Annotated in this window: 14 protein-coding genes; 11 read left to right on the forward strand and 3 right to left on the reverse strand. The window is 71.7% G+C overall.

Annotation, left to right across the window (positions count from 1 at the left end; all coding sequences use genetic code 11):
• The first annotated feature begins 251 nt into the window (after positions 1-251).
• From QQA02_RS00965 to QQA02_RS01000, 8 genes are all read left to right on the forward strand, one after another.
• Complete coding sequence (locus QQA02_RS00965) at positions 252-2,162, forward strand: acetolactate synthase large subunit (protein WP_284862996.1); 1,911 nt, start codon at positions 252-254, stop codon at positions 2,160-2,162.
• A gap of 5 nt (positions 2,163-2,167) precedes the next feature.
• Positions 2,168-2,713 (forward strand): acetolactate synthase small subunit, encoded by a 546-nt coding sequence (gene ilvN / locus QQA02_RS00970; RefSeq protein ID WP_284862997.1) that lies wholly within the window; start codon positions 2,168-2,170, stop codon positions 2,711-2,713.
• Between the two features lie 181 nt (positions 2,714-2,894).
• Positions 2,895-3,908, forward strand: a complete 1,014-nt coding sequence (ilvC, locus tag QQA02_RS00975) for a ketol-acid reductoisomerase (RefSeq protein ID WP_284862998.1) — start codon at positions 2,895-2,897, stop codon at positions 3,906-3,908.
• Between the two features lie 219 nt (positions 3,909-4,127).
• Positions 4,128-5,081: a cation diffusion facilitator family transporter gene (locus tag QQA02_RS00980; RefSeq protein ID WP_284862999.1), complete on the forward strand. Its 954-nt coding sequence runs from the start codon at positions 4,128-4,130 to the stop codon at positions 5,079-5,081.
• A gap of 31 nt (positions 5,082-5,112) precedes the next feature.
• Positions 5,113-7,014 carry a GmrSD restriction endonuclease domain-containing protein gene (locus tag QQA02_RS00985; RefSeq protein WP_284863000.1) on the forward strand — a complete coding sequence of 634 codons (1,902 nt, stop codon included), beginning with the start codon at positions 5,113-5,115 and terminating at the stop codon, positions 7,012-7,014.
• 113 nt (positions 7,015-7,127) lie between these two features.
• Positions 7,128-8,978: an MBL fold metallo-hydrolase gene (locus QQA02_RS00990; RefSeq protein WP_284863001.1), complete on the forward strand. Its 1,851-nt coding sequence runs from the start codon at positions 7,128-7,130 to the stop codon at positions 8,976-8,978.
• Between the two features lie 283 nt (positions 8,979-9,261).
• Positions 9,262-10,848: a phosphoglycerate dehydrogenase gene (gene serA / locus QQA02_RS00995; protein WP_284774168.1), complete on the forward strand. Its 1,587-nt coding sequence runs from the start codon at positions 9,262-9,264 to the stop codon at positions 10,846-10,848.
• Positions 10,849-11,022: 174 nt separating this feature from the next.
• Complete coding sequence (locus QQA02_RS01000; RefSeq protein WP_284774170.1) at positions 11,023-12,045, forward strand: 3-isopropylmalate dehydrogenase; 1,023 nt, start codon at positions 11,023-11,025, stop codon at positions 12,043-12,045.
• Between the two features lie 94 nt (positions 12,046-12,139).
• On the opposite strand, the gene QQA02_RS01005 is transcribed toward QQA02_RS01000, so the two are convergent.
• Positions 12,140-14,206, reverse strand: a complete 2,067-nt coding sequence (locus tag QQA02_RS01005; RefSeq protein ID WP_284863002.1) for an oxidoreductase — start codon at positions 14,204-14,206, stop codon at positions 12,140-12,142.
• Between the two features lie 30 nt (positions 14,207-14,236).
• Between QQA02_RS01005 and QQA02_RS01010 the strand changes: the two genes are divergently transcribed.
• A complete protein-coding gene (locus QQA02_RS01010) occupies positions 14,237-16,075 on the forward strand; it encodes a DUF294 nucleotidyltransferase-like domain-containing protein (RefSeq protein WP_284774173.1) in 1,839 nt (612 codons plus the stop codon).
• Positions 16,072-16,689: a 3'-5' exonuclease gene (locus QQA02_RS01015; RefSeq protein WP_284774174.1), complete on the forward strand. Its 618-nt coding sequence runs from the start codon at positions 16,072-16,074 to the stop codon at positions 16,687-16,689. The genes QQA02_RS01010 and QQA02_RS01015 overlap by 4 nt, the downstream gene beginning before the upstream one ends.
• Before the next feature lie 17 nt (positions 16,690-16,706).
• Here QQA02_RS01015 and QQA02_RS01020 read toward each other — a convergent pair whose 3' ends face one another.
• Positions 16,707-18,242 (reverse strand): cation:proton antiporter, encoded by a 1,536-nt coding sequence (locus QQA02_RS01020; protein ID WP_284774176.1) that lies wholly within the window; start codon positions 18,240-18,242, stop codon positions 16,707-16,709.
• 103 nt (positions 18,243-18,345) lie between these two features.
• Between QQA02_RS01020 and QQA02_RS01025 the strand changes: the two genes are divergently transcribed.
• Positions 18,346-19,143, forward strand: coding sequence for a fumarylacetoacetate hydrolase family protein (locus QQA02_RS01025; RefSeq protein WP_284774178.1), 798 nt, complete (start codon positions 18,346-18,348; stop codon positions 19,141-19,143).
• A 51-nt stretch (positions 19,144-19,194) separates the two neighbouring features.
• Here the strand turns inward: QQA02_RS01025 and QQA02_RS01030 are convergent, their stop codons facing one another.
• Complete coding sequence (locus QQA02_RS01030; RefSeq protein WP_284863003.1) at positions 19,195-20,241, reverse strand: hypothetical protein; 1,047 nt, start codon at positions 20,239-20,241, stop codon at positions 19,195-19,197.
• Between the last annotated feature and the right edge of the window lie 5 nt (positions 20,242-20,246).

Here is a 20,246-nt window from a genome sequence, read left to right on the forward strand (position 1 = left end):
TGAGGTGTCTGATTTTGGGCGGCTCACCGCAATGTGTAGGATGCCTCACATGGACATTATTTGGCTTGTACTCGGAACCGCACGGCGCGTGCCGTAACGGACGTACAAGTCGACCTCGGCTAGCGCCCCCGGAACGCACCGCCACACGGCGGAGACGATCCGGCCGGGCGCTTTTTCGTTTTTTGTCCTGTCCCACCCGCGGCCCGCGGGGCGGGAAGAAGAGATGTGAAGTGGTGAGGAGCCAACAAGACGTGAACGTGGAAGCAGACACCAGGCCCACGGCACCCGCCCCCGGGGCGGGAGGGGCCATCACGGGCGCCCAGGCGATCGTGCGCTCCCTCGAGGAGCTCGGCGTGGACGTCGTCTTCGGCATTCCCGGCGGCGCCGTGCTGCCGCTCTACGACCCCCTGTACTCCTCCGAGAAGGTCCGTCACGTGCTCGTGCGTCACGAGCAGGGGGCCGGGCACGCGGCGGAGGGGTACGCGGTGGCCAGCGGAAAGGTCGGCGTGTGCATCGCGACCTCCGGCCCGGGCGCGACCAACCTGGTCACCGCCCTGGCCGACGCGATGCTCGACTCGGTGCCGATCGTCGCGATCACCGGCCAGGTCGGCCGCGGCATGCTCGGCACCGACGCCTTCCAGGAGGCCGATATCCGCGGCGTGACCATGCCCGTGACCAAGCACAACCTCATGGTCACCGACGTCCGCGACGTCCCCAAGGCGCTGGCCGAGGCCTTCCACCTCGCCGCCACCGGTCGGCCGGGACCCGTCCTCGTCGACGTGCCCAAGGACGTCCAGATCACCACGGCCGAGTTCGTCTGGCCGCCCGAGCTGGACCTGCCCGGCTACAAGCCGGTCACCTCCCCGCACTCGCGGCAGGTGCGCCAGGCTGTGGAGATGATCGAGCAGGCGAAGAAGCCCGTGCTCTACGTCGGCGGCGGCGTGATCAAGGCCGACGCCGCGGCCGAGCTGCGCGAGTTCGCCGAGCTGACCGACATCCCCGTGGTGACCACCCTGATGGCGCTGGGTGCGATGCCCACCGACCACGAGCTCTACATGGGCATGCCCGGCATGCACGGCTCGGTGCCGGCGGTCGCGGCCCTGCAGCGCTCCGACCTCCTGATCGCCATCGGCGCCCGTTTCGACGACCGCGTCACCGGCGACGTGGACACTTTCGCGCCCGAGGCCAAGGTCATCCACGCCGACGTCGACCCGGCCGAGATCGGCAAGATCCGCGCCGTCGACGTGCCCATCGTCGGCGACGCGCGCAAGACCCTGGTCAAGCTCGCCGAGACCTTCCGTCACCGCGAGGCGACCACGGACACCGAGGAGTGGCGCGACTACCTCGACGGGCTGCGCGAGCGCTTCCCCCGCGGCTACGACGAGCCGGCCGACGGCTCGCTCTCGCCGCAGTACGTCATCGAGACCCTGGCCAAGACCGTCGGCCCGGAGGCCGTCTACGTCTCCGGCGTGGGCCAGCACCAGATGTGGGCGGCGCAGTTCCTCGACTTCGCCCACCCGCGCACCTGGCTGAACTCCGGCGGTCTGGGCACCATGGGCTACGCCGTGCCGGCGGCCCTCGGCGCGAAGGCCGGCCGGCCCGACGCCGAGGTCTGGGCCATCGACGGCGACGGCTGCTTCCAGATGACCAACCAGGAGCTGACCACCGCCGCGGTGGAGGGCATGCCCGTCAAGGTCGCCCTGATCAACAACGGCAACCTGGGCATGGTCCGCCAGTGGCAGACCCTCTTCTACGAGGGCCGCTACTCCAATACCCGCCTGCGCAACCAGGGCGAGTACGTGCCCGACTTCGTCGGCCTGGCCGAGGCGCTCGGCTGCGTGGCGATCCGGGTCACGGACAAGGACGAGGTCGCCCCGGCCATCGAGAAGGCCCGGCAGATCAGCGACCGCCCCGTCGTCATCGACTTCATCGTCGGCGAGGACGCGCAGGTCTGGCCGATGATCTCGGCGGGCGCCTCGAACTCCGAGATCCAGTACGCCAAGGGCCTGCGCCCGCTCTTCGACGAGGAGCACTCGGCGGCGGAGGCCCCGGAGACCATCGACGAGACGATCGGCGAGCACCTCGACACCCGCGCGGAGGAGTCGGCCCAGGCCGGCGCCGCCGGCGCGGCGGGTGCGGCCGGCAAGAAGAAGGAGGACTGAGCCCCGTGGCATCCACCGCCAACGTCGCGCCGCAGAAGAAGCGCAACATCCTGAGCGTCCTGGTCCAGGACGTCGACGGCATCATCACCCGGGTCTCCGCGATGTTCACCCGGCGCTCCTACAACCTGGTCTCGCTCGTCTCGGCGAAGACCGCGACCGAGGGCATCAACCGCCTGACGATCGTCGTCGACGCCGACGAGAAGAGCATCGAGCAGATCACCAAGCAGCTCAACAAGATCATCCAGGTGCTCAAGGTCCGCCTCCTGGAGGAGGACTCGACGATCGCCCGTGCGATCCTGATGGTCAAGGTCGACGCCAACAACGAGAACCGGCCCAAGGTCGTCGACGCGGCGAACATCTTCCGCGCCCGCGTCGTCGACGTGGCCCCCGAGTCGGTGGTCATCGAGGCGACCGGCACGCCGGGCAAGCTGCGTGCGCTCCTCGACGTCCTCGAGCCCTTCGGGGTCCGCGAGATGATCCAGTCCGGGCAGATCGCGCTCAACCGTGGCCGCAAGGTGTTGGCGCCCGCGGAATCAAGTGGAAAAAAGTAATCCCACCTGGCGATACATCTCAACTGGTGTTTTGTCGCATTATCCCAACCAATGAAATCTCTGGTAGGGTGTATTGTAATTCACGTGGTGTCCGATCGGAACCTCGAAAAAGTCCGATCGGGCGGCACTGAATGCAGACGATCCCTGCCACACACCGTCATCAGAAAGGTGAGTAACTCCAATGGCCATTGACGTTCTCTACGACGCGGACGCTGACCTGTCCATCATCCAGGGCCGCAAGGTCGCCGTCATCGGCTACGGCTCCCAGGGCCACGCCCACGCGCTGAACCTGCGCGACTCCGGCGTCGAGGTCTGCATCGGTCTCCGCGAGGGCTCCAAGTCCGCCGAGAAGGCCCGTGAGGCCGGCCTCGAGGTCAAGTCCAACGCCGAGGCCGCTAAGTGGGCCGACGTCATCATGATCCTGGCGCCCGACACGGCCCAGGCGAAGCTGTTCACCGACGACATCGAGCCGAACCTGGAGCCGGGCAACGCCCTGTTCTTCAGCCACGGCCTGAACATCCACTTCGACCTGATCAAGCCCGCCGACTCCATCACCGTCGGCATGGTCGCCCCGAAAGGCCCGGGCCACCTGGTCCGCCGCACCTTCGTCGACGGCAAGGGTGTCCCGATGCTCATCGCCGTCGAGCAGGACCCGGACGGCAACGGCCGCGACCTGGCCCTGTCCTACGCCGCCGCCATCGGCGGTGGCCGCGCCGGCGTCATCCCGACCACCTTTAAGGCCGAGACCGAGACCGACCTCTTCGGTGAGCAGGCCGTCCTGTGCGGTGGCCTGGAGTACCTGATCATGACGGGCTTCGAGGTGCTGACCGAGGCCGGCTACGAGCCGGAGATGGCCTACTTCGAGTGCTGCCACGAGATGAAGCTGATCGTCGACCTGATCTACGAGGGCGGCATCGGCAACATGAACTACTCCTGCTCGGACACCGCCGAGTACGGCGGCTACCTCTCCGGCCCGCGCATCGTCGACGAGGGCGCGAAGGACCGCATGAAGGAGGTCCTCAAGGAGATCCAGGACGGCACCTTTGTCAAGCAGCTGCTCAAGAACATCGAGGGCGGCAACAAGGACCTCGAGGCCCGCCGCGCCGAGGTCGCCGCGCACCCGATCGAGAAGACCGGCGCCAAGCTGCGCGACCTGATGAGCTGGGTCAAGAACCCGCTCGACGCGACCGCCTAAGGTCCACCGGACCGGCCGCGCCGGCGCCTGTGGCACCGGCGGACGCGCACGTGCCGCACCGCAGGGGCACGCGCGACGTCGTCAATCTCCGACGCCGCGGGGAGTTCACGCTCCCCGCGGCGTCGCCGTATGTGCGGGGTTTGGCGCACGGCGGCGGGGGAGCAACACGCGTTTTCAATACATTTCCAATAAGGCGAAAACTGGGCTATCCTCAGGGGTATGGACGCCACCGCACACGGCCACGGGGCAGACCACCGCCACGGGCGCGCACACGACCACTCGCACGACCACTCGCACGGCCACTCGCACGCCCCGAAGTCGCTGCGGGCCCTGCTCGGCGTGATCACGCTGACCACCGTGATCTTCCTGGCCGAGCTGATCGCCGGCTTCGTCTCCGGCTCGCTGGCGCTGCTCTCCGACGCGATGCACATGCTCTCGGACTCCACCGGGTTGATCCTGGCGCTGGTGGCGATGCTCATCGGCCGGCGCGCCCCCTCGAAGCGCGCGACCTACGGCCACCGCCGCGTGGAGGTGCTCGCCGCGCTGGTCAACGCGCTGGCCGTCTCCGGGATCTCCGTCTACATCGTCTGGGAGGCCGTGCGCCGCCTGGGCTCGGCCGAGGAGATCGACGTGCCCGTTATGCTGGCCGTGGCCACCATCGGCCTGGTGGCCAACGGCGTCTCCGCGACGATCCTGGTGCGCCGCCAGCACGACAGCCTCAACATGCGCGGTGCCTACCTGCACGTCCTCTCGGACCTGCTGGGCTCGGTGGCCGTCATCGTCGCGGGCCTGGTCATCTGGGTGACCGGATTCACCCCGGCGGACACGATCGCCTCGTTCATCATCGCCGCGCTGGTGCTGCCGCGCTCCCTGCGGCTGCTGGCCGCCTCCGTCAGCGTGCTGCTCGAGCGCGCGCCGGCCGACGTCAACGTCGAGGAGATCGCCGGGGCGCTCGAGGCCGTCGACGGCGTGGTCGCCGTCCATGACCTGCACCTGTGGTCCACCGACGGCACCGACGTGCTGGCGACCTGCCACCTCGTCGTCGACGACGAGGACATGTACGGCTGCGGCGTGCTCGACGAGGCGCAGGATCTGCTCGCCGGGCTCGGGGTGACGCACTCGACCATCCAGCTGGAGCGGCCGGGCCACCAGCGCCACGAACACGTCTGTTGACCGATGTCCGGGCCGGGCTACGATTGGCGCCATGGGATTTTCGACCCCGAGCTACGGACTCTCCGACCTCTTCGCCCGCATCGACCGCGGCGACCTCCAGCTGCCCGACTTCCAGCGTGACTACTCCTGGGACGTCGACATGATCCGCTCGCTGCTGGTCACCGTCCTGCGCGGATTCCCCGTGGGCTGCTTCATGGCCCTCGACACGCGCAACATGCCGCTGCGCTTCCGCCCGCGCCCCATCGAGGGCGCCCCGGACACCGGCAACGCGCCGGGTATGCTGCTGCTGGACGGCCAGCAGCGCCTGACCACCCTGTACCACTGCCTCGGCGGCGACGGCTTCGTCGACACCACCGACTTCCGCGGCCGCCCGGTGCGCCGCAAGTTCTACGTGGACGTGCGCCGCGCCGTCGAAGGCGACCTGGTGCCCGACTCCGCGGTCTTCGCCGTGGGTGAGGACGGCCAGGTCCGCTCGCATTTCGCCCCTGAGATCCCCGGCGGCCTGCCGGACCAGGAGACCGCCCTGCAGCAGGGCTGCATCCCGGTCTCCGCGCTGCTCGGCGACGACGCGATGAACCTGCTCTTCGACCTGGTCGGCCAGGTCAGCGACGACAACCGCGGCCCGGCCAAGGAGTTCTTCAACTCCGTGGTCTACCCGCTGGCGCGCTACTCCATCCCGATGATTCGCCTCGAGCGCGGCACCGAGTCCACCGGCATCGGCTCGATCTTCGCCCAGGCGAACTCGGCCGGCCTGCAGATGGACGTCTTCGAGCTGCTCACCGCGGTCTTCTCCGCCGAGGACCCGGACTTCTCCTTCGCCGAGGACTGGGCGAAGACCGAGAAGACCCTGCGCGAGTACCCGGCCCTCGACGGCATCGGCCGCAACGAGTTCCTCACCGCCGTGGCGCTGCTGGTCAGCGCCCGCAAGGGCCGGGCCGGCGGCCACCGCGAGGACGTGCTGGCCATGTCGCTGGCCGAGTACCGCGAGGCCGCCAAGGTGGTGCGCGTGACCCTGCGCGAGAGCGCCGAGTTCCTGCTGCAGCGCTGCATCCTCTCGCTGTCCCAGGTGCCCTACACCGAGCAGATCATCCCGCTGGCCGTCATCCTGGCGCTGCTGGCCGACCGCGAGGGTCGCGCGCTGTCCAACACCAAGGCCTGGGACCGCATCAACCGCTGGTTCTGGTCCGGTGTCTTCGGCGAGCTCTACGGCTCGGCGGCCGTGCGCAACCGCATGGCGCGCGACGTCAACGAGGTCACCGCGTGGGTCGCCGGCGAGACCGACGAGGAGCCCAAGACCGTGCGCGACGCGACCTTCCACGAGGACCGCCTGCTCTCGGCCCAGCCGGGCAGCCCGCTGCACCACGGCATCTACGCGCTGTTCATGGGCCGCGGCGCCCGCGACTGGCGCACCGGCGCGACCTTCGACCGCTGGTCGTATGACCAGATGCGCCCGCACTTCACCCGCATCTTCCCGGAGGGGGAGGGCGTCGACGAGCTGCGCGGCGAGAGCGTGGTCAACCGCACCCCGATGTCGCGGCGCACCCAGGTCGTCATCGAGAACCAGACCCCGCCGCGCTACCTGCCGCGCGTGCAGTCGAAGTCCCTGATGGACGACGACGAGTTCGACGAGGTCCTGGCCACCCACGAGATCACCCCGATCTACGTGCTGCGCGGCGACTTCGACGCCTTCTTCGAGGACCGCCGCGAGCGCATCATCGGCATCATCGAGTACGCCATGGGCAAGGAGATCATCCGCGACGGCGAGCTGCTCGGCCGCCACGCCGCCGCCGAGGGTGCGGCCCGGCGCGGGGGCGCCCACGCCAAGGCCGAGGGCGACCTCGACGACGCCGAGGACTCCGCGGTGGCCGACGCCGAGGCCGAGGACGGGTCCGCCGGGGCGGAGGACACCGAGGCCGGCTCCTCCGAGGAGTAACCGGGAGATCGGGGGAGAGGCGCGCCGCCGGGGTCGGGCGGCGCGCCATGGGGATGATGCGCCGCACGGGGCGGGCGGCGGGGGCCGGGTGCTTGCCGTTAGACTCACGAGACATGTCGACGAACAAGCGCCGCCTTCTCTTCCGCGCCACCTCCGCCACGGCCGCCGCCGCCATCGCGGCGACGATGATGACCGCCTGCTCGGACAGTGGGGAGGGCAACGGGTCGGACTCTTCGGCCGCGACCTCGGCCGCCTCCGTCGAGGAGGCCGCGGAGCAGAACCGCGACCGCCAGGTCGACGAGCGCTTCGGCGACCGCCCGCAGGTCCTCGCCGACGCCTCCGGCACCGGCGTGGAGTCCAGCGCCCTCTTCTTCGACTCCGCCGAGTCCGTCGTGCTCGCCGGGCCGGGCGTGGCCGACCAGCTGCGCGCGGCCTCCGCCGCGGTCGCCGCCCACGCCCCGCTGCTCCAGGTCACCCCCGAGACCGCCGGCGAGGTCGCCGCCGAGATCGACCGCCTGGGCGCGAGCATCGCCGTGACCTTCGGCGACGTCAAGGCCCCCGATGTCGAGGGTCTGACCGTCGTGCGCGCCCCGGCCGGCGAGGACGGCCTGGAGCAGCTGACCAGCCTGAGCTTCGAGCGCACCGAGGTGCCCGCCGACAAGGGCGCGGTGCGCGCGCTGGCCGAGTTCGACCCGGAGAACCCGCAGGAGCTCCAGCCCGGCGCGGGGATGGAGAACCCCGCGCGGGCCGAGGGTGCCCCGGAGGGCGCCCCCGAGGGTGGGGCCCCGGCCGAGGGTGCCCCCGAGGGTGAGGCTCTCGCCGCGGACGGCGCGCAGGACGCACAGCCGGAAGAGGATAAGGAGAGGGCCGACGAGGCGAAGGCCTCCGAGGAGCCGGGCGACGCCGAGGGCTCGCTCCCGGTGTCCACCCCGCGCGAGAACCCGCCGGTGGTGCTCGCCACCCCGGAGTCCCCGGTCGTCGACGTCGCCAACGCCCGCGCCTACGGCGCTGACGTCACCGTCCTGGACTACCCGGACCCGCGCGTGAGCGAGGACGCCTCGAAGGCGGTCGCCGGCCTGGCCGACCGCCCGCTGGTCGCCCTCGGCGCCCAGTTCGGCTCCGCCGAGCGCCTCACCGGTGCGATCGAGGCCTCCGCGCGCGAGACCGCGGAGCTGCCCGGCGGCGGCCACCTGGTCTTCCCCGGCCGGCGCATGGTCGCCCTCTACGGCCACCCGTCCGGCGGCGCCCTCGGCGTGATGGGCGAGCGCCCGCCGCAGGAGTCGGTCGACTACGTGCGCGGCATCGCCGAGCAGTACCAGGCCATCGACGGCGACGAGCCGGTCATCCCGACCTTCGAGATCATCGCCACCGTCGCTAGCGAGTTCCCCGGCGAGGACGGCGACTACTCCAACGAGGCCACCCTCGAGGAGCTGACCCCCTGGGTCGACGCGATCACGGACGCCGGCGGCTACGCCGTGCTTGACCTGCAGCCGGGTCGCGGCAACTTCCTGGACCAGGCCAAGCGCTACGAGGAGCTGCTCAAGCGGCCCAACGTCGGCCTGGCCCTCGACCCCGAGTGGCACATGGGCCCGGACGAGCTGCCCGCCCAGCGCGTCGGCTCGGTGGAGGCCCACGAGGTCGACGAGGTCTCCGAGTGGCTCGCCCAGCTGGTCCGCGACAACAACCTGCCGCAGAAGGCCTTCGTGGTCCACCAGTTCCAGGTGCAGATGCTGCGCGACCGCGAGCAGATCAACACCGACCACGCCGAGCTGTCCTACGTGCTCCACGCCGACGGCCACGGTGTCCCGGAGCAGAAGTTCGACACCTGGAACGTGCTGCGCCAGGGCCTCGACCCGGTCTGGAACATGGCCTGGAAGAACTTCTTCGACGAGGACCAGCCGATGTTCAACCCGGAGCAGACCTTCGCCGTCGACCCGCGGCCCTGGTTCATCTCCTACCAGTAGGCGCACGGGCCGGAAGGCCGACCGGACGCAGGGGCGCTGCCCGCGCGCCGCGGGGGTGGGGCGCCCGGTCGCGCCCCGACGCACGGGGGTGCGCCCAACCAGTGGGACGGCGTGTCCCACTTTCTTTCGCAAAGCCGTGCGTGACTTGAGGGGGAACGTACGGCTGACCCCGGGGGTGGTGGGGGGTGAGGTTAACAAGGGGTGGTGCCTGTGATCTGCGATACCGCGCGTAGAGTGAGCGGCGGTCCGTATCGCAGAAACACACCATAGGAGACGAGAAGACGTGAGCCGTCCAGTCGTTCTGATCGCCGACAAGCTGGCCCCTTCCACCGTGGAGGCGCTGGGGGATTCCGTTGAGGTGCGCTGGGTGGACGGTCCGAACCGTCCGGAGCTCCTGGCCGCCGTTCCCGAGGCCGACGCGCTGCTGGTGCGCTCGGCGACGACCGTGGACCGCGAGGTCCTCGAGGCCGCCGAGAACCTGAAGATCGTCGGCCGCGCCGGCGTGGGCCTCGACAACGTCGACATCGACGCCGCCACCGAGCGTGGCGTGATGGTCGCCAACGCCCCGACCTCCAACATCCACTCCGCCTGCGAGCACGCCATCGCGCTGCTGCTGTCGACCGCCCGCCAGATCCCGGCCGCGGACAAGACCCTGCGCGAGGCCGAGTGGAAGCGCTCCTCCTTCAAGGGCGTCGAGATCTTCGGCAAGACGGTCGGCATCGTCGGCTTCGGCCACATCGGCCAGCTCTTCGCGCAGCGCCTGCGCGCCTTCGACGTCGACGAGATCGTCGCCTACGACCCCTACGCCAACCCGGCGCGTGCCGCCCAGCTCGGCGTCGACCTCGTCGAGCTCGACGAGCTGATGCAGCGCAGCGACTTCGTCACCATCCACCTGCCCAAGACCTCCGAGACCGCCGGCATGTTCGACGCCGAGCTGCTGGGCAAGGCCAAGGAGGGCCAGATCATCATCAACGCCGCCCGCGGCGGCCTGGTCGACGAGCAGGCCCTGGCCGAAGCCATCAAGGCCGGCAAGATCCGCGGCGCCGGCTTCGACGTCTACTCCACCGAGCCGTGCACCGACTCCCCGCTGTTCGCCCTCGACGAGGTCGTCGTCACCCCGCACCTGGGTGCCTCCACCGTCGAGGCCCAGGACCGCGCCGGCACCGACGTCGCCGCCTCCGTGCTCAAGTGCCTGGCCGGCGAGTTCGTCCCGGACGCCGTCAACGTCTCCGGCGGCGCCGTCGGCGAGGAGGTCGCCGCCTGGATGGACCTGGCCCGCAAGCTCGGCCGGCTGGCCGGCCGCCTGCTCGGCGAGGCCCCCGACAGCGTGGCCGTCCAGGCCCGCGGGGAGCTGTCCACCGAGAAGGTCGACGGCCTGGGGCTGTCCGCCCTGCGTGGCCTCTTCTCCGCGATCACCCAGGTGCCGGTGACCTTCGTCAACGCCCCGCGCATCGCCGAGGAGCGCGGCGTGGACCTGAAGGTCTCCACCGCCACCGAGTCGGCCACCCACCGCTCCGTGCTCGAGGTCACTGTCATCGGTGCCGACGGCGCGCGCGCCACCGTCATCGGTGCGCTGACCGGCCTGGAGCGCGTCGAGAAGATCGTGCGCATCAACGGCCGCGGCGTCGACATGCGCGCCGAGGGTCACAACCTCTTCCTGCGCTACACCGACGTGCCCGGCGCCCTGGGCAAGGCCGGCGCCCGCCTCGGCGAGGCCGACATCAACATCGAGGCCGCGGCGCTCACCCAGGCCGCCAAGGGCGACGGCGCCACCCTGATCCTGCGCGTCGAGCGCGAGGTGCCCGAGGAGATCGTCGAGGACATCTGCTCGGCCCTAGGTGCCACCGCCGTCCAGCTCAACCTGGGCTAGCACCCGGCCACCCACGGCCACCCGCGCGGCCCCCGCGGCGTCCGCTCCCGGACACCCCGGGGGCCGTGGCGTATCCGCTGACGCCACCCCCGAAAATGAGGGTGTGCACGTGCGGCGGCGGCGCACGTTGTAGGGTGAACGAAAGTCCACTAGGTGAGAAAGGAATATCGCAAAATGAAACTGGCAGTGATCGGCGGAGACGGCATCGGCCCGGAGGTCACCGCGGAGGCCCTCAAGGTCCTCCAGGCGGTCCGCGACGACGTCGAGGTCACCGAGTTCGACCTCGGCGCCCGGCGCTACCTGCGCACCGGCGAGCTGCTGCCGGAAGAGGACCTGACCCGCCTGCGCGAGCACGACGCGATCCTGTTGGGCGCCATCGGCTCGCCCGGCGAGGTGCCCCCGGGTGTGCTGGAGCGCGGCCTGCTGCTGGCCATGCGCTTCAAGCTGGACCACCATGTCAACCTGCGCCCCGCCAAGCTCTACCGTCCCGAGGCCTCCCCGCTGGCCGAGCCCGGCGAGATCGACTTCGTCGTCGTGCGCGAGGGCACCGAGGGCCTCTACTGCGGCAACGGCGGCACCCTGCGCGAGGGCACGCCCCACGAGGTCGCCAGCGAGGTCTCCCAGAACACCCGCTACGGCGTCGAGCGCGTCGTGCGCGACGCCTTCGAGCGCGCGAACAACCGCCGCCGCCACCTGACCCTGGTGCACAAGACCAACGTCCTGGTCAACGCCGGCGACCTGTGGGAGCGCACCGTCGCCGAGGTCGGCGAGGAGTACTCGGACGTCACCGTGGACTACTGCCACATCGACGCCGCGACGATCTACATGGTCACCGACCCCACCCGCTTCGACGTGATCGTCACCGACAACCTCTTCGGCGACATCCTGACCGACCTGGCGGGCGCGGTCACCGGCGGCATCGGCCTGGCCGCCTCCGGCAACATCGACTCCACGCGCACCAACCCCTCGATGTTCGAGCCCGTCCACGGCTCCGCCCCGGACATCGCCGGCACCGGCGTGGCCGACCCCTCGGCCGCGATCCTCTCGGCCGCCCTGCTGCTGCGCCACCTCGGCGACGAGACCAACGCCCGCCGCATCGAGGAGGCCGTCGCCGCCGACGCGCTGTCCCGCGAGCCCGGCGCCCCGGTGCGCACCACCGAGGTCGGCGACCGCATCGCCGCCGTCGTGCGGGCCTGAGGCACCCCCGAAATTGCCGACGTCGCGCCCCGCGACGTCGGCTTTTTTGTGCCACGTGGCGTGGCACGCGGCGTCGTCAATCGTGGGTGCGGCGTCAGTGCACGGGCACGCGCACGCGGTCGTCGATGGCGGCGGCCGCCTCGGTGCCCTGGCGGATCGCGCGCTTGGCGTCGAGCTCGGCGGCCACGTCCGCGCCCCCGATGACGGTGACGGCGACCCCGAGGCGCTCGAGGGGCTCGACGAGTCCGCGCTCGGAGACCTGGCCCGTGCACAGCACGACGGTGTCGGCGGCGACGGTGTGCGCGCTGCCGTCGGGAAGGGTGACGTGCACGCCGGCGTCGTCGATGAAGCGGTAGGTCACCCCGGAGATCTGCGCGACGCCCTTGGCGCGCACGGCCGCGCGGTGCACCCAGCCGGTGGTCTTGCCCAGTTTCTTGCCCATCTTGCCCTCGGTGCGCTGCAGCATGGTCACCCGGCGCGCGGGCGCCTCGGGCGCGGGCTCTGTGACGGAGCCGGGGTTGTCCGGGTCGCGGCTGACGCCCCACTCGCGCTCCCAGGCGGCCAGGTCGAGCGTCGGGGAGGCCGTGGTGGTCAGCCACTCGGTGACGTCGAAGCCGATGCCGCCGGCGCCCAGCACGGCGACGGTGCCGCCCGGCTCGACGCGCCCGGAGAGCACGTCGGCGTAGGTGCACACGCTGGGGTGGTCCACGCCCTCGATGTCCGGCACGCGCGGGCGCACGCCGGTGCCCAGCAGGACGTGGTCGAAGTCGTGGAGGTCTTCGGCCTCGACGCGGCGGTTGAGGTTGACGTTCACACCGGTCTCTTCCAGGCGCACGGTGAAATAGCGCAGGGTCTCGGCGAACTCCTCCTTGCCGGGGATCTCGGCGGCCAGCGCGAACTGCCCGCCCAGGTGGTCGGAAGCCTCGAAGAGGTCGACGCGGTGGCCGCACTCGGCGGCCGAGACCGCGGCTGCCATGCCGGCCGGGCCGGCGCCGACCACGGCGACGCGCACGGGGCGGCGGGCCCGGGTGAGCCGCAGCGTGGTCTCGCGCCCGGCCTGCGGGTTGACCAGGCAGGAGACGGGCTTGGCGGCAAAGGCGTGGTCGAGGCAGGCCTGGTTGCAGCCGATGCAGGTGTTGATCCGCTCCGGGGTGCCGGCGGCGGCCTTGGCCACGAAGTGGGGGTCGGCGAGCAGCGGGCGGGCCAGGGCGACGGCGTCGACGCGGCCGCGGGCGAGGATCTCCTCGGCGACCTCGGGGGTGTTGATGCGGTTGGCGGCGATCAGCGGCAGGTCGACGACGTCGCGCAGGTTCTCGGTGAAGTCGACGAACGCGGCGCGCGGCACCGAGGTGACGATGGTGGGCACCCGCGACTCGTGCCAGCCGATGTCGGTGTTGATCGCGTCGACGCCCAGGTCCGCGCAGGCCCGGGCGGTCTCGGCGATCTCCTCGAAGGTCTGCCCGTCCTCGACGAGGTCGGCGACGGACTGGCGCAGGATGACCGGGAAGTCGGCCGGCACGCGCTCGCGGACGGCGGAGACGACCTCGAGCAGGAAGCGGCGCCGGTTGGCGGAGCTGCCGCCCCAGTCGTCGGTGCGGTCGTTGGTGCGCGGGCAGAGGAACTGGTTGATCAGGTAGCCCTCGCCGCCCATGATCTCCACCGCGTCGTAGCCGGCGGCCACCGCGCGGGCGGCGGCCCGGCCGAAGGCGGCGATCTCGTGGCGGATCAGAGGCGCGTTGAGCCGGATGTGGCGGAAGGGGTGGATCGGGGAGGGCTCCGTGCCCGGCGCGGTCTTCAGCGGGGTGACCCCGTAGCGCCCGGAGTGTAAGAGCTGGACGGCGATGAGGCCGCCGGCGGCGTGCACGGCGTCGCTGACCCGGCGGTGCGCGGCGACGTCCCCGCGCGAGGTCAGCGTGCCGGCCAGCGGCTGCAGCTTGCCGGTGGCCGAGGGTGCGATGCCGCCGGTGACGATGAGTCCGACCCCGCCGCGGGCACGCTCGGCGTAGAAGGCGCCGAGCCTGCCGGCGTCGCGGTGGCGGTCCTCCAGCCCGGTGTGCATGGAGCCCATCACGGTGCGGTTGGGCAGCTCGATCCCGCCGATGCGCAGCGGGCGCATCAGGTGCGGGATGGGGGTGACGGTCTCGTCCCGGGAATCAGACATGTGACACAGGTTACTTGCTAGGGTTGTCGCATGTCCGCCGAATTGCGCGAGGTCCGCGACTTCCTCGCCGCCCACGAGCCGTTTTCCCGGCTGCCCGCCGAGGAGCTCGACCGCCTGCCGGGGCAACTGACCATGCGCTACGTGCGCCGCGGGACGCAGCTGCTCACCGAGGGCGAGGTGGGCGACGCGATGTACATCCTGCGCTCCGGGGCCGTGGACGTGCTGGCCGGGGAGGTGCTGCTCGACCGCCGCGGCGAGGGCGACTACTTCGGCTACTCCACACTCGTCGGCGAGCCCGAGTCGCTCTACCAGATGGTCACCGTCGAGGACAGCCTGGTGCTGGTCATGGACCGTGAGGTCTTCGCCCGGCTGCACGCCGCACACCCGGTGCTGCGCCGCTACTTCGACTCGGCGACCCGGCGCATGCGCGCCGCCGTCGACGAGCTCAACGACACCCGCTTCCAGGCGCTGTCCACCCCCGTGGCTGAGCTGATGCACCACGGGGCGCACACCGTGGGACCGGGGGAGTCCATCGCGGCGGCCGCCCGGGCGATGGAGGCGGCGCGCTCCTCGAGCCTGATGGTCACCGACTCCGGCAGGCTCGCCGGTATCCTGACCGACCGCGACCTGCGCGGCCGCGTGCTCGCCGTCGGGGTGGACCCCGGCAGCCCCGTGGCCGAGGTGATGACCCCGGAACCGGTGACCGTCACCCCCGACGAGCCTGCGCTGGCGGCCCTGCTGACCCTGGCGCGCCTGGGCGTCAACCACCTGCCCGTCGTCGACGGCGCGGAACTGGTCGGCGTGATCACCACCGGCGACGTCATGGCCCTCATGCGCCAGGACCCCGTCTACCTCGCCGCCGACCTGGCGCGTGCCGCCGGTCCCGGGGACCTCACCGGCGCCTTCAACCACGCCGCCGAGGTCACCGCCCGCTTCGTAGAGCGCGGCACCGGGGGAGCCGAGGCCGGCACAATCATGACCGCCCTGGCCGACGCCGTGGCCGTGCGCCTGTGCGAGCTCGCCGAGGCCGAACTCGGCACCCCGCCGGTCGACTACGCTTTCGTCGTGCTCGGCTCCCAGGGCCGCGGCGAGATGATGCTCGCCAGCGACCAGGACAACGCGCTGATACTGGCCGACGACTTCGACGAGGCCGCCCACAGCGCCTACTTCGCCCGCCTGGCCGAGTACGTCTGCCACGGCCTGCACGCCGCCGGCCAGGTGCTCTGCCCCGGCGAGGTGATGGCGCTCAACCCCGAGTGGCGGATGACCGCACGCGCCTGGGAGGAGACCTTCACCGCCTGGGCCACCGCCCCGGGCCCGGACGCCCTGCTGCACGCCCAGGCCTTCTTCGACCTGCGCGCCGTCCACGGCGACGAGCGCCTGTCCGCCCGGGTACGCGCGAGCGCGGTGAGCGCGGCGAAGGGCTCGCGGCGCCTGCACGTCCACCTGGCCACCCTGGCCGCCCGGCGCCAGCCGCCGCTGAGCTTCTTTCGCGGGCTGGTCGTCGAGCGCGGCGGCGACTACGCCAGCACCCTGGACGTCAAGAAGGGCGGGCTGCACGCGGTGGTGCAGATCGCCCGGCTCAGCGCGCTGGCAGCCGGCTCCACGGCCACCGCCACGCGCAGGCGGCTTTCCGAGGGCGACCTCTCCGAGGCCGGTGCCCGCGATCTCACGGCCGCCTTCGACTGCCTGCAGGCCATCGCCCTGCGCCACCAGGCCGACCAGCTGCGCGCCGGGGAAAAGCCCGACTACCACATCGACCCCGCCCGGCTGGCGCGCACCGACCGCGACGTGCTGCGCGACTCCTTCCAGGTCATCCGCTCCGCGCAGAACGGGCTGGCCACCCGTTACCCGGTGCACGCAGCATGACGGGGCGGGACACCGGGAGCGGGGCGTGGGCGCGCCTCGGCGAGCTCTTCTCCCCGGCGCGCGCCCGCCTGCCGCGCTGCCGCATCGGAGAGCTGCGCTTGCTCGCCGTCGACGTGGAGACCACCGGCCTCGACGCCCGCCGCGACCGCCTCGTCGAGGTCGCCTGGGTGCCCGTCGAGGACCGCGAGATCCGCCTCGGGGAGGCCGGCCGCCTCATCGTGCGCGGCGGCGAGGTGGGCCAGTCCGCCACCGTGCACGGGATTGGCGACGACGCGGTGGCCAGCGGGGTCGAGCCCGCCGCGGCGCGCCGGGCGGTCACCGAGGCACTGCGCGGCCGCGTGCTGCTGGCGCACTTCGCGGCTATGGAGCTGCGTTTCCTGCGCCTGCGCGGGGTGGCCGTGGTCGACACGATGGACCTCGAGCGCACGGGAATGGAGCGGCGCGGCACCTACCCGAGAGGCGAGGACCTGCGCCTGCCGAAGGCCCGGGCGCGCCACGGGCTGCCGGCCTACCGCAACCACGGGGCGCTGACCGACGCCCTGGCCTGCGCCGAGCTCTTCCTCGCCCAGACCGCAGGACGGGAGGACCGCCCGGCGCGCACGCTGGTGCGGTGAGCGGGAAAGCGGCGGGGTCAGCCGCGGGCGGCCAGGATCATCCGGTCGATCTCCTGGAGCACCTCGTCGACCGCCCCCGGGTCCACCCCACGCTCGCGGCGGGCGGACAGCAGCTCCTGCTGGGCGGCACGCAGCGAGGCCAGCCGCATCTTGTGGGCCGCCCCACGCCAGCGCTCGATCTCCTCGTGGTCGGGACCGTGGTCGGACTCGTGCTCGTCGAAGCGCACCCGCACCCAGCGCCCGACCGCCTCGACGGCCTCCACGGGAAGGTCGGCCGTGTGCTCGGCCAGGTAGTCGCGCGCGGCGCGCCGGGCCCGGTCGTGCAGGTGGTCGACCTGCTCGGGGCTTTCCACCAGGTCGAGTGTGCGCATCAGCGCCGGCAGCGTCAGGCCGGGCAGCACCATGGTGAGAAGGAGCACGACGAGGGCGATGACGGCGGCCTCGTGGTGCAGGGTGTCCGAGGCGGTCGCCGGGATGGACAACACGAGTGCCAGGGTGACCAGCCCGCGCATGCCGGACCACGTCATCAGCAGCACCTCCTGGAGGCGCAGCGGGGCGGTGGCGCGCCGGCCGCGGCGGATGTTGATCCGGTAGAGCAGCCACAGCCAGACCGCGCGGATCGCGACGGCGACCACGGCGAGCACCGCTCCGACCCACACGGCGTGCCACAGCTCGGCGCCGACCTCGTCGACGGCGTCGCGCACCGAGAGCCCGATCAGGCCGAAGGCGACACCGGTGAAGAGCATCTCGACGGTGCCCCAGAACGCGCCGCCGGACAGGCGGTCCTCCGCGCCGAGGGAGGCGCGGCTGGTCAGCTCGACGGCGGCGATGACCACGGCGATGACCCCGCTGGCGTGGACCTCCTCGGCGAGCAGGTAGACGGCGAAGGGCACGACCCAGCTCAGGGCGTTTCTCGCGGTGGTGTCGCCGACGTGGTCGGTGAACCAGGCGGTGGCACGGCCGGCGACGAGGCCGATGACCACCGAGGCGATGACGGCCCAGATGAAGTCGAGGGCGCCGGCGGTAAAGGAGACGTCCTCGCCGGCGAGCAGGGCGGCCAGGCCCAGGTGGAAGGTTACGATGGAGGCGGCGTCGTTGAACAGGCCCTCCGAGGCCAGCGCGGAGGTGATGCGCCGGGGGATGCCCACCGGCTCGGCGACGGCGTCGACGGCGACGGGGTCCGGCGGGGCGAGCGCCGCGGCCAGCACGATGGCCCCGGCGAGCCCCAGGCCGGGCATCAGCCACATCGCGGTGCCGGCGAGTGCTGCGACGGTGACGAAGACGAGCAGGACGGACAGCGAGACGATGGTGGACAGCTGGGCGCGGATCGAGCCCCAGGAGGTGCGCCGGGCCAGGGCCCACAACAGGGGCGGCAGGAAGATCGGCAGGATCATCTCGGCGGGCACCTCGAGATCCGGCAGGCCGGGCAGGAAGAGGGCGCCGGCGGTGAGCAGCACCAGCAGCACGGGCCAGGGAAGGCCCGCGCGGTCGCCGACGGCGACGACGATGACAGTGGCCAGCATGAGGCCGACCAGGGCGGCGAGGACAGTCAAGCGGGGGCCTTCTTTCGGCGCGGGGGTGGTCAAAGAGAACACCACTTTTCTACCCCGGCGCCGCCTGCTGTCCCGGACGAGGGCGGCGGGTAGGCTGCCCTGCATGCGTTTCGCCAGAATTGCCACCCCGGAGGGTATGACCTTCGCCGTCATGGACGGTGAAGGCGAGGACCTGACCGCCAAGGCCATTGCGGCCACCCCGTTCACCGCCCCGCAGTACACGGGCAAGGAGTACCGGGAGGGGGAGTACCGGCTGCTCGCGCCGATGCTGCCCGGCAAGGTGGTGGCCATCGGCCGCAACTACGCCGACCACGTCGCCGAGGTGTTCAAGCAGTCCGCCGAGCAGCTGCCGCCGACGCTGTTCATCAAGCCGCCGACGGCCGTCGTCGGCCCGGGCGCGCCGATCCGCATCCCGGACTTCGCCACCCGCGTCGAGTTCGAGGGCGAGCTGGCGCTGATCATCGGCAAGCCGTGCAAGAACGTCAAGGCCGAGAACTGGCGTGACGTCGTCCTCGGCTACACCGTGGTCAACGACGTCTCCTCGCGCGACCTGCAGTTCTCCGACGGCCAGTGGGCCCGGGCCAAGGGCATCGACACCTTCTGCCCGCTGGGCCCGTGGATCCAGACCGACCTGGACGCCATCGAGACCGACAACCTGCCGATTAAGGCCCGCCTGACCCACGGCGGGGTCACCGAGGTCAAGCAGGACTCGAACTCGAACCAGATGATCATGAACCTCGGCGAGATCCTCGAGTACATCACCGCCTCGATGACGCTGCTGCCCGGCGACGTGATCTGCACCGGCTCGCCGGCCGGCACCGCGCCGATGGAGCCCGGCGACTACATCGAGATCGAGGTGCCCGGCGTCGGCGTGCTGGGCAACCCGGTCGAGCGCGCCTGACGCGCTCAACGGGGCACCCGGGCCGGGCGGGCCTGAGCCGCGTCCGGCCCGTCAGGCCTGGACCGGCACCGCCCAAAAGTCGGGGGCGGCGGTGGCGGACTCGTCGACGCGTGAGGTGTCGGCGTCCTCCGCGAAGGTGAAGGGGATGACCAGCAGCTCGAAGTCACCGGTGATGGTGCTCAGGCCCTCGCCGCAGTAGGTGATCTCGCGGGCCTCGCCCACGCCGAGCGACAGGCCGTCCTCCACCGGGGAGAGGAAAGACGTCTCGCCGTTCGGGGTGACGGCCACCAGGGTCGGCACGCGCACGGTGGTCGAGCCGGAAGCGTCCTCGCCGAGCACGAAGGTGTTCTCCGCGCAGACCTCGTGGGCGTCCGCCCGCGCCGAGTCGAGCCGGATGGTCGAACCGGGGAAGTCGGCGTTGCCGGCGTCGAGGGTCTCGCCTTCCGCGGAGGCCGAGCCGAGGCGCTCGTCGTAGCGGGCCCAGGCGAGCTCGCCCTCGGGCTCGCCGACGTCGAGGTAGTCCGGCCCGGAGACGGTCAGCAGCCCGTGGGGGGAGTGCTCCTGGTCGACCTGGACGCCGAAGTTCTGCAGCTGGCGTGCCAGCGGGGCGGCCAGCGAACAGGGCCCGTTGACGGAGACGGCCACGCTGGCAAGTGCGCCCGGCCCGGTCATCCGGCAGTTGGGGCGCCCGGCCAGGCTGCCCTCGAAGGCGTCGCCGCCCGGATCCCCCGACGTTGTCCACTCGGCCAGCCCGGACAGGTCCGAGGAGATCTTCTCGCGCTTCTGCTCGCCAGCCGGGTCCACGATCACCGAGGCGCGCACCCGCGCGTCGCCGACGGGGATCCAGCCGGAGCACTCGGTCTGGCCGTCCTCGCGCTCGCCCTCGGCGACGGTGACGTCCTCGACGCCGGCGCGCGAGTAGAAGGCCTCGCCGAAGTCGCAGGAGCGGAACAGCTCGCCGTCGGTGAAGCTCTCGATCTCCGAGGTCGTCCAGCCCATGGGGCCGATCGGGGTCTCGTAGCGCGAGCCGCCGACCAGCAGCAGGCCGGCGGAAAGCACCATCATCGCCAGCACGCCGGCCGCCACGGTCAGCGGCATCTTCC

Source organism: Corynebacterium sp. MSK006, assembly GCF_030232385.1.
In the GTDB taxonomy this organism is placed as follows: domain Bacteria; phylum Actinomycetota; class Actinomycetes; order Mycobacteriales; family Mycobacteriaceae; genus Corynebacterium; species Corynebacterium frankenforstense_A.

Coding starts and splice junctions, on each gene's coding strand:
- ilvC (WP_284862998.1), top strand. CDS start 2,895: ATGGCCATTGACGTTCTCTACGACGCGGACGCTGACCTGTCCATCATC.
- QQA02_RS00980 (WP_284862999.1), top strand. CDS start 4,128: ATGGACGCCACCGCACACGGCCACGGGGCAGACCACCGCCACGGGCGC.
- QQA02_RS00985 (WP_284863000.1), top strand. CDS start 5,113: ATGGGATTTTCGACCCCGAGCTACGGACTCTCCGACCTCTTCGCCCGC.
- QQA02_RS00990 (WP_284863001.1), top strand. CDS start 7,128: ATGTCGACGAACAAGCGCCGCCTTCTCTTCCGCGCCACCTCCGCCACG.
- QQA02_RS01000 (WP_284774170.1), top strand. CDS start 11,023: ATGAAACTGGCAGTGATCGGCGGAGACGGCATCGGCCCGGAGGTCACC.
- QQA02_RS01005 (WP_284863002.1), bottom strand. CDS start 14,206: ATGTCTGATTCCCGGGACGAGACCGTCACCCCCATCCCGCACCTGATG.
- QQA02_RS01010 (WP_284774173.1), top strand. CDS start 14,237: ATGTCCGCCGAATTGCGCGAGGTCCGCGACTTCCTCGCCGCCCACGAG.
- QQA02_RS01015 (WP_284774174.1), top strand. CDS start 16,072: ATGACGGGGCGGGACACCGGGAGCGGGGCGTGGGCGCGCCTCGGCGAG.
- QQA02_RS01025 (WP_284774178.1), top strand. CDS start 18,346: ATGCGTTTCGCCAGAATTGCCACCCCGGAGGGTATGACCTTCGCCGTC.
- QQA02_RS01030 (WP_284863003.1), bottom strand. CDS start 20,241: ATGCCGCTGACCGTGGCGGCCGGCGTGCTGGCGATGATGGTGCTTTCC.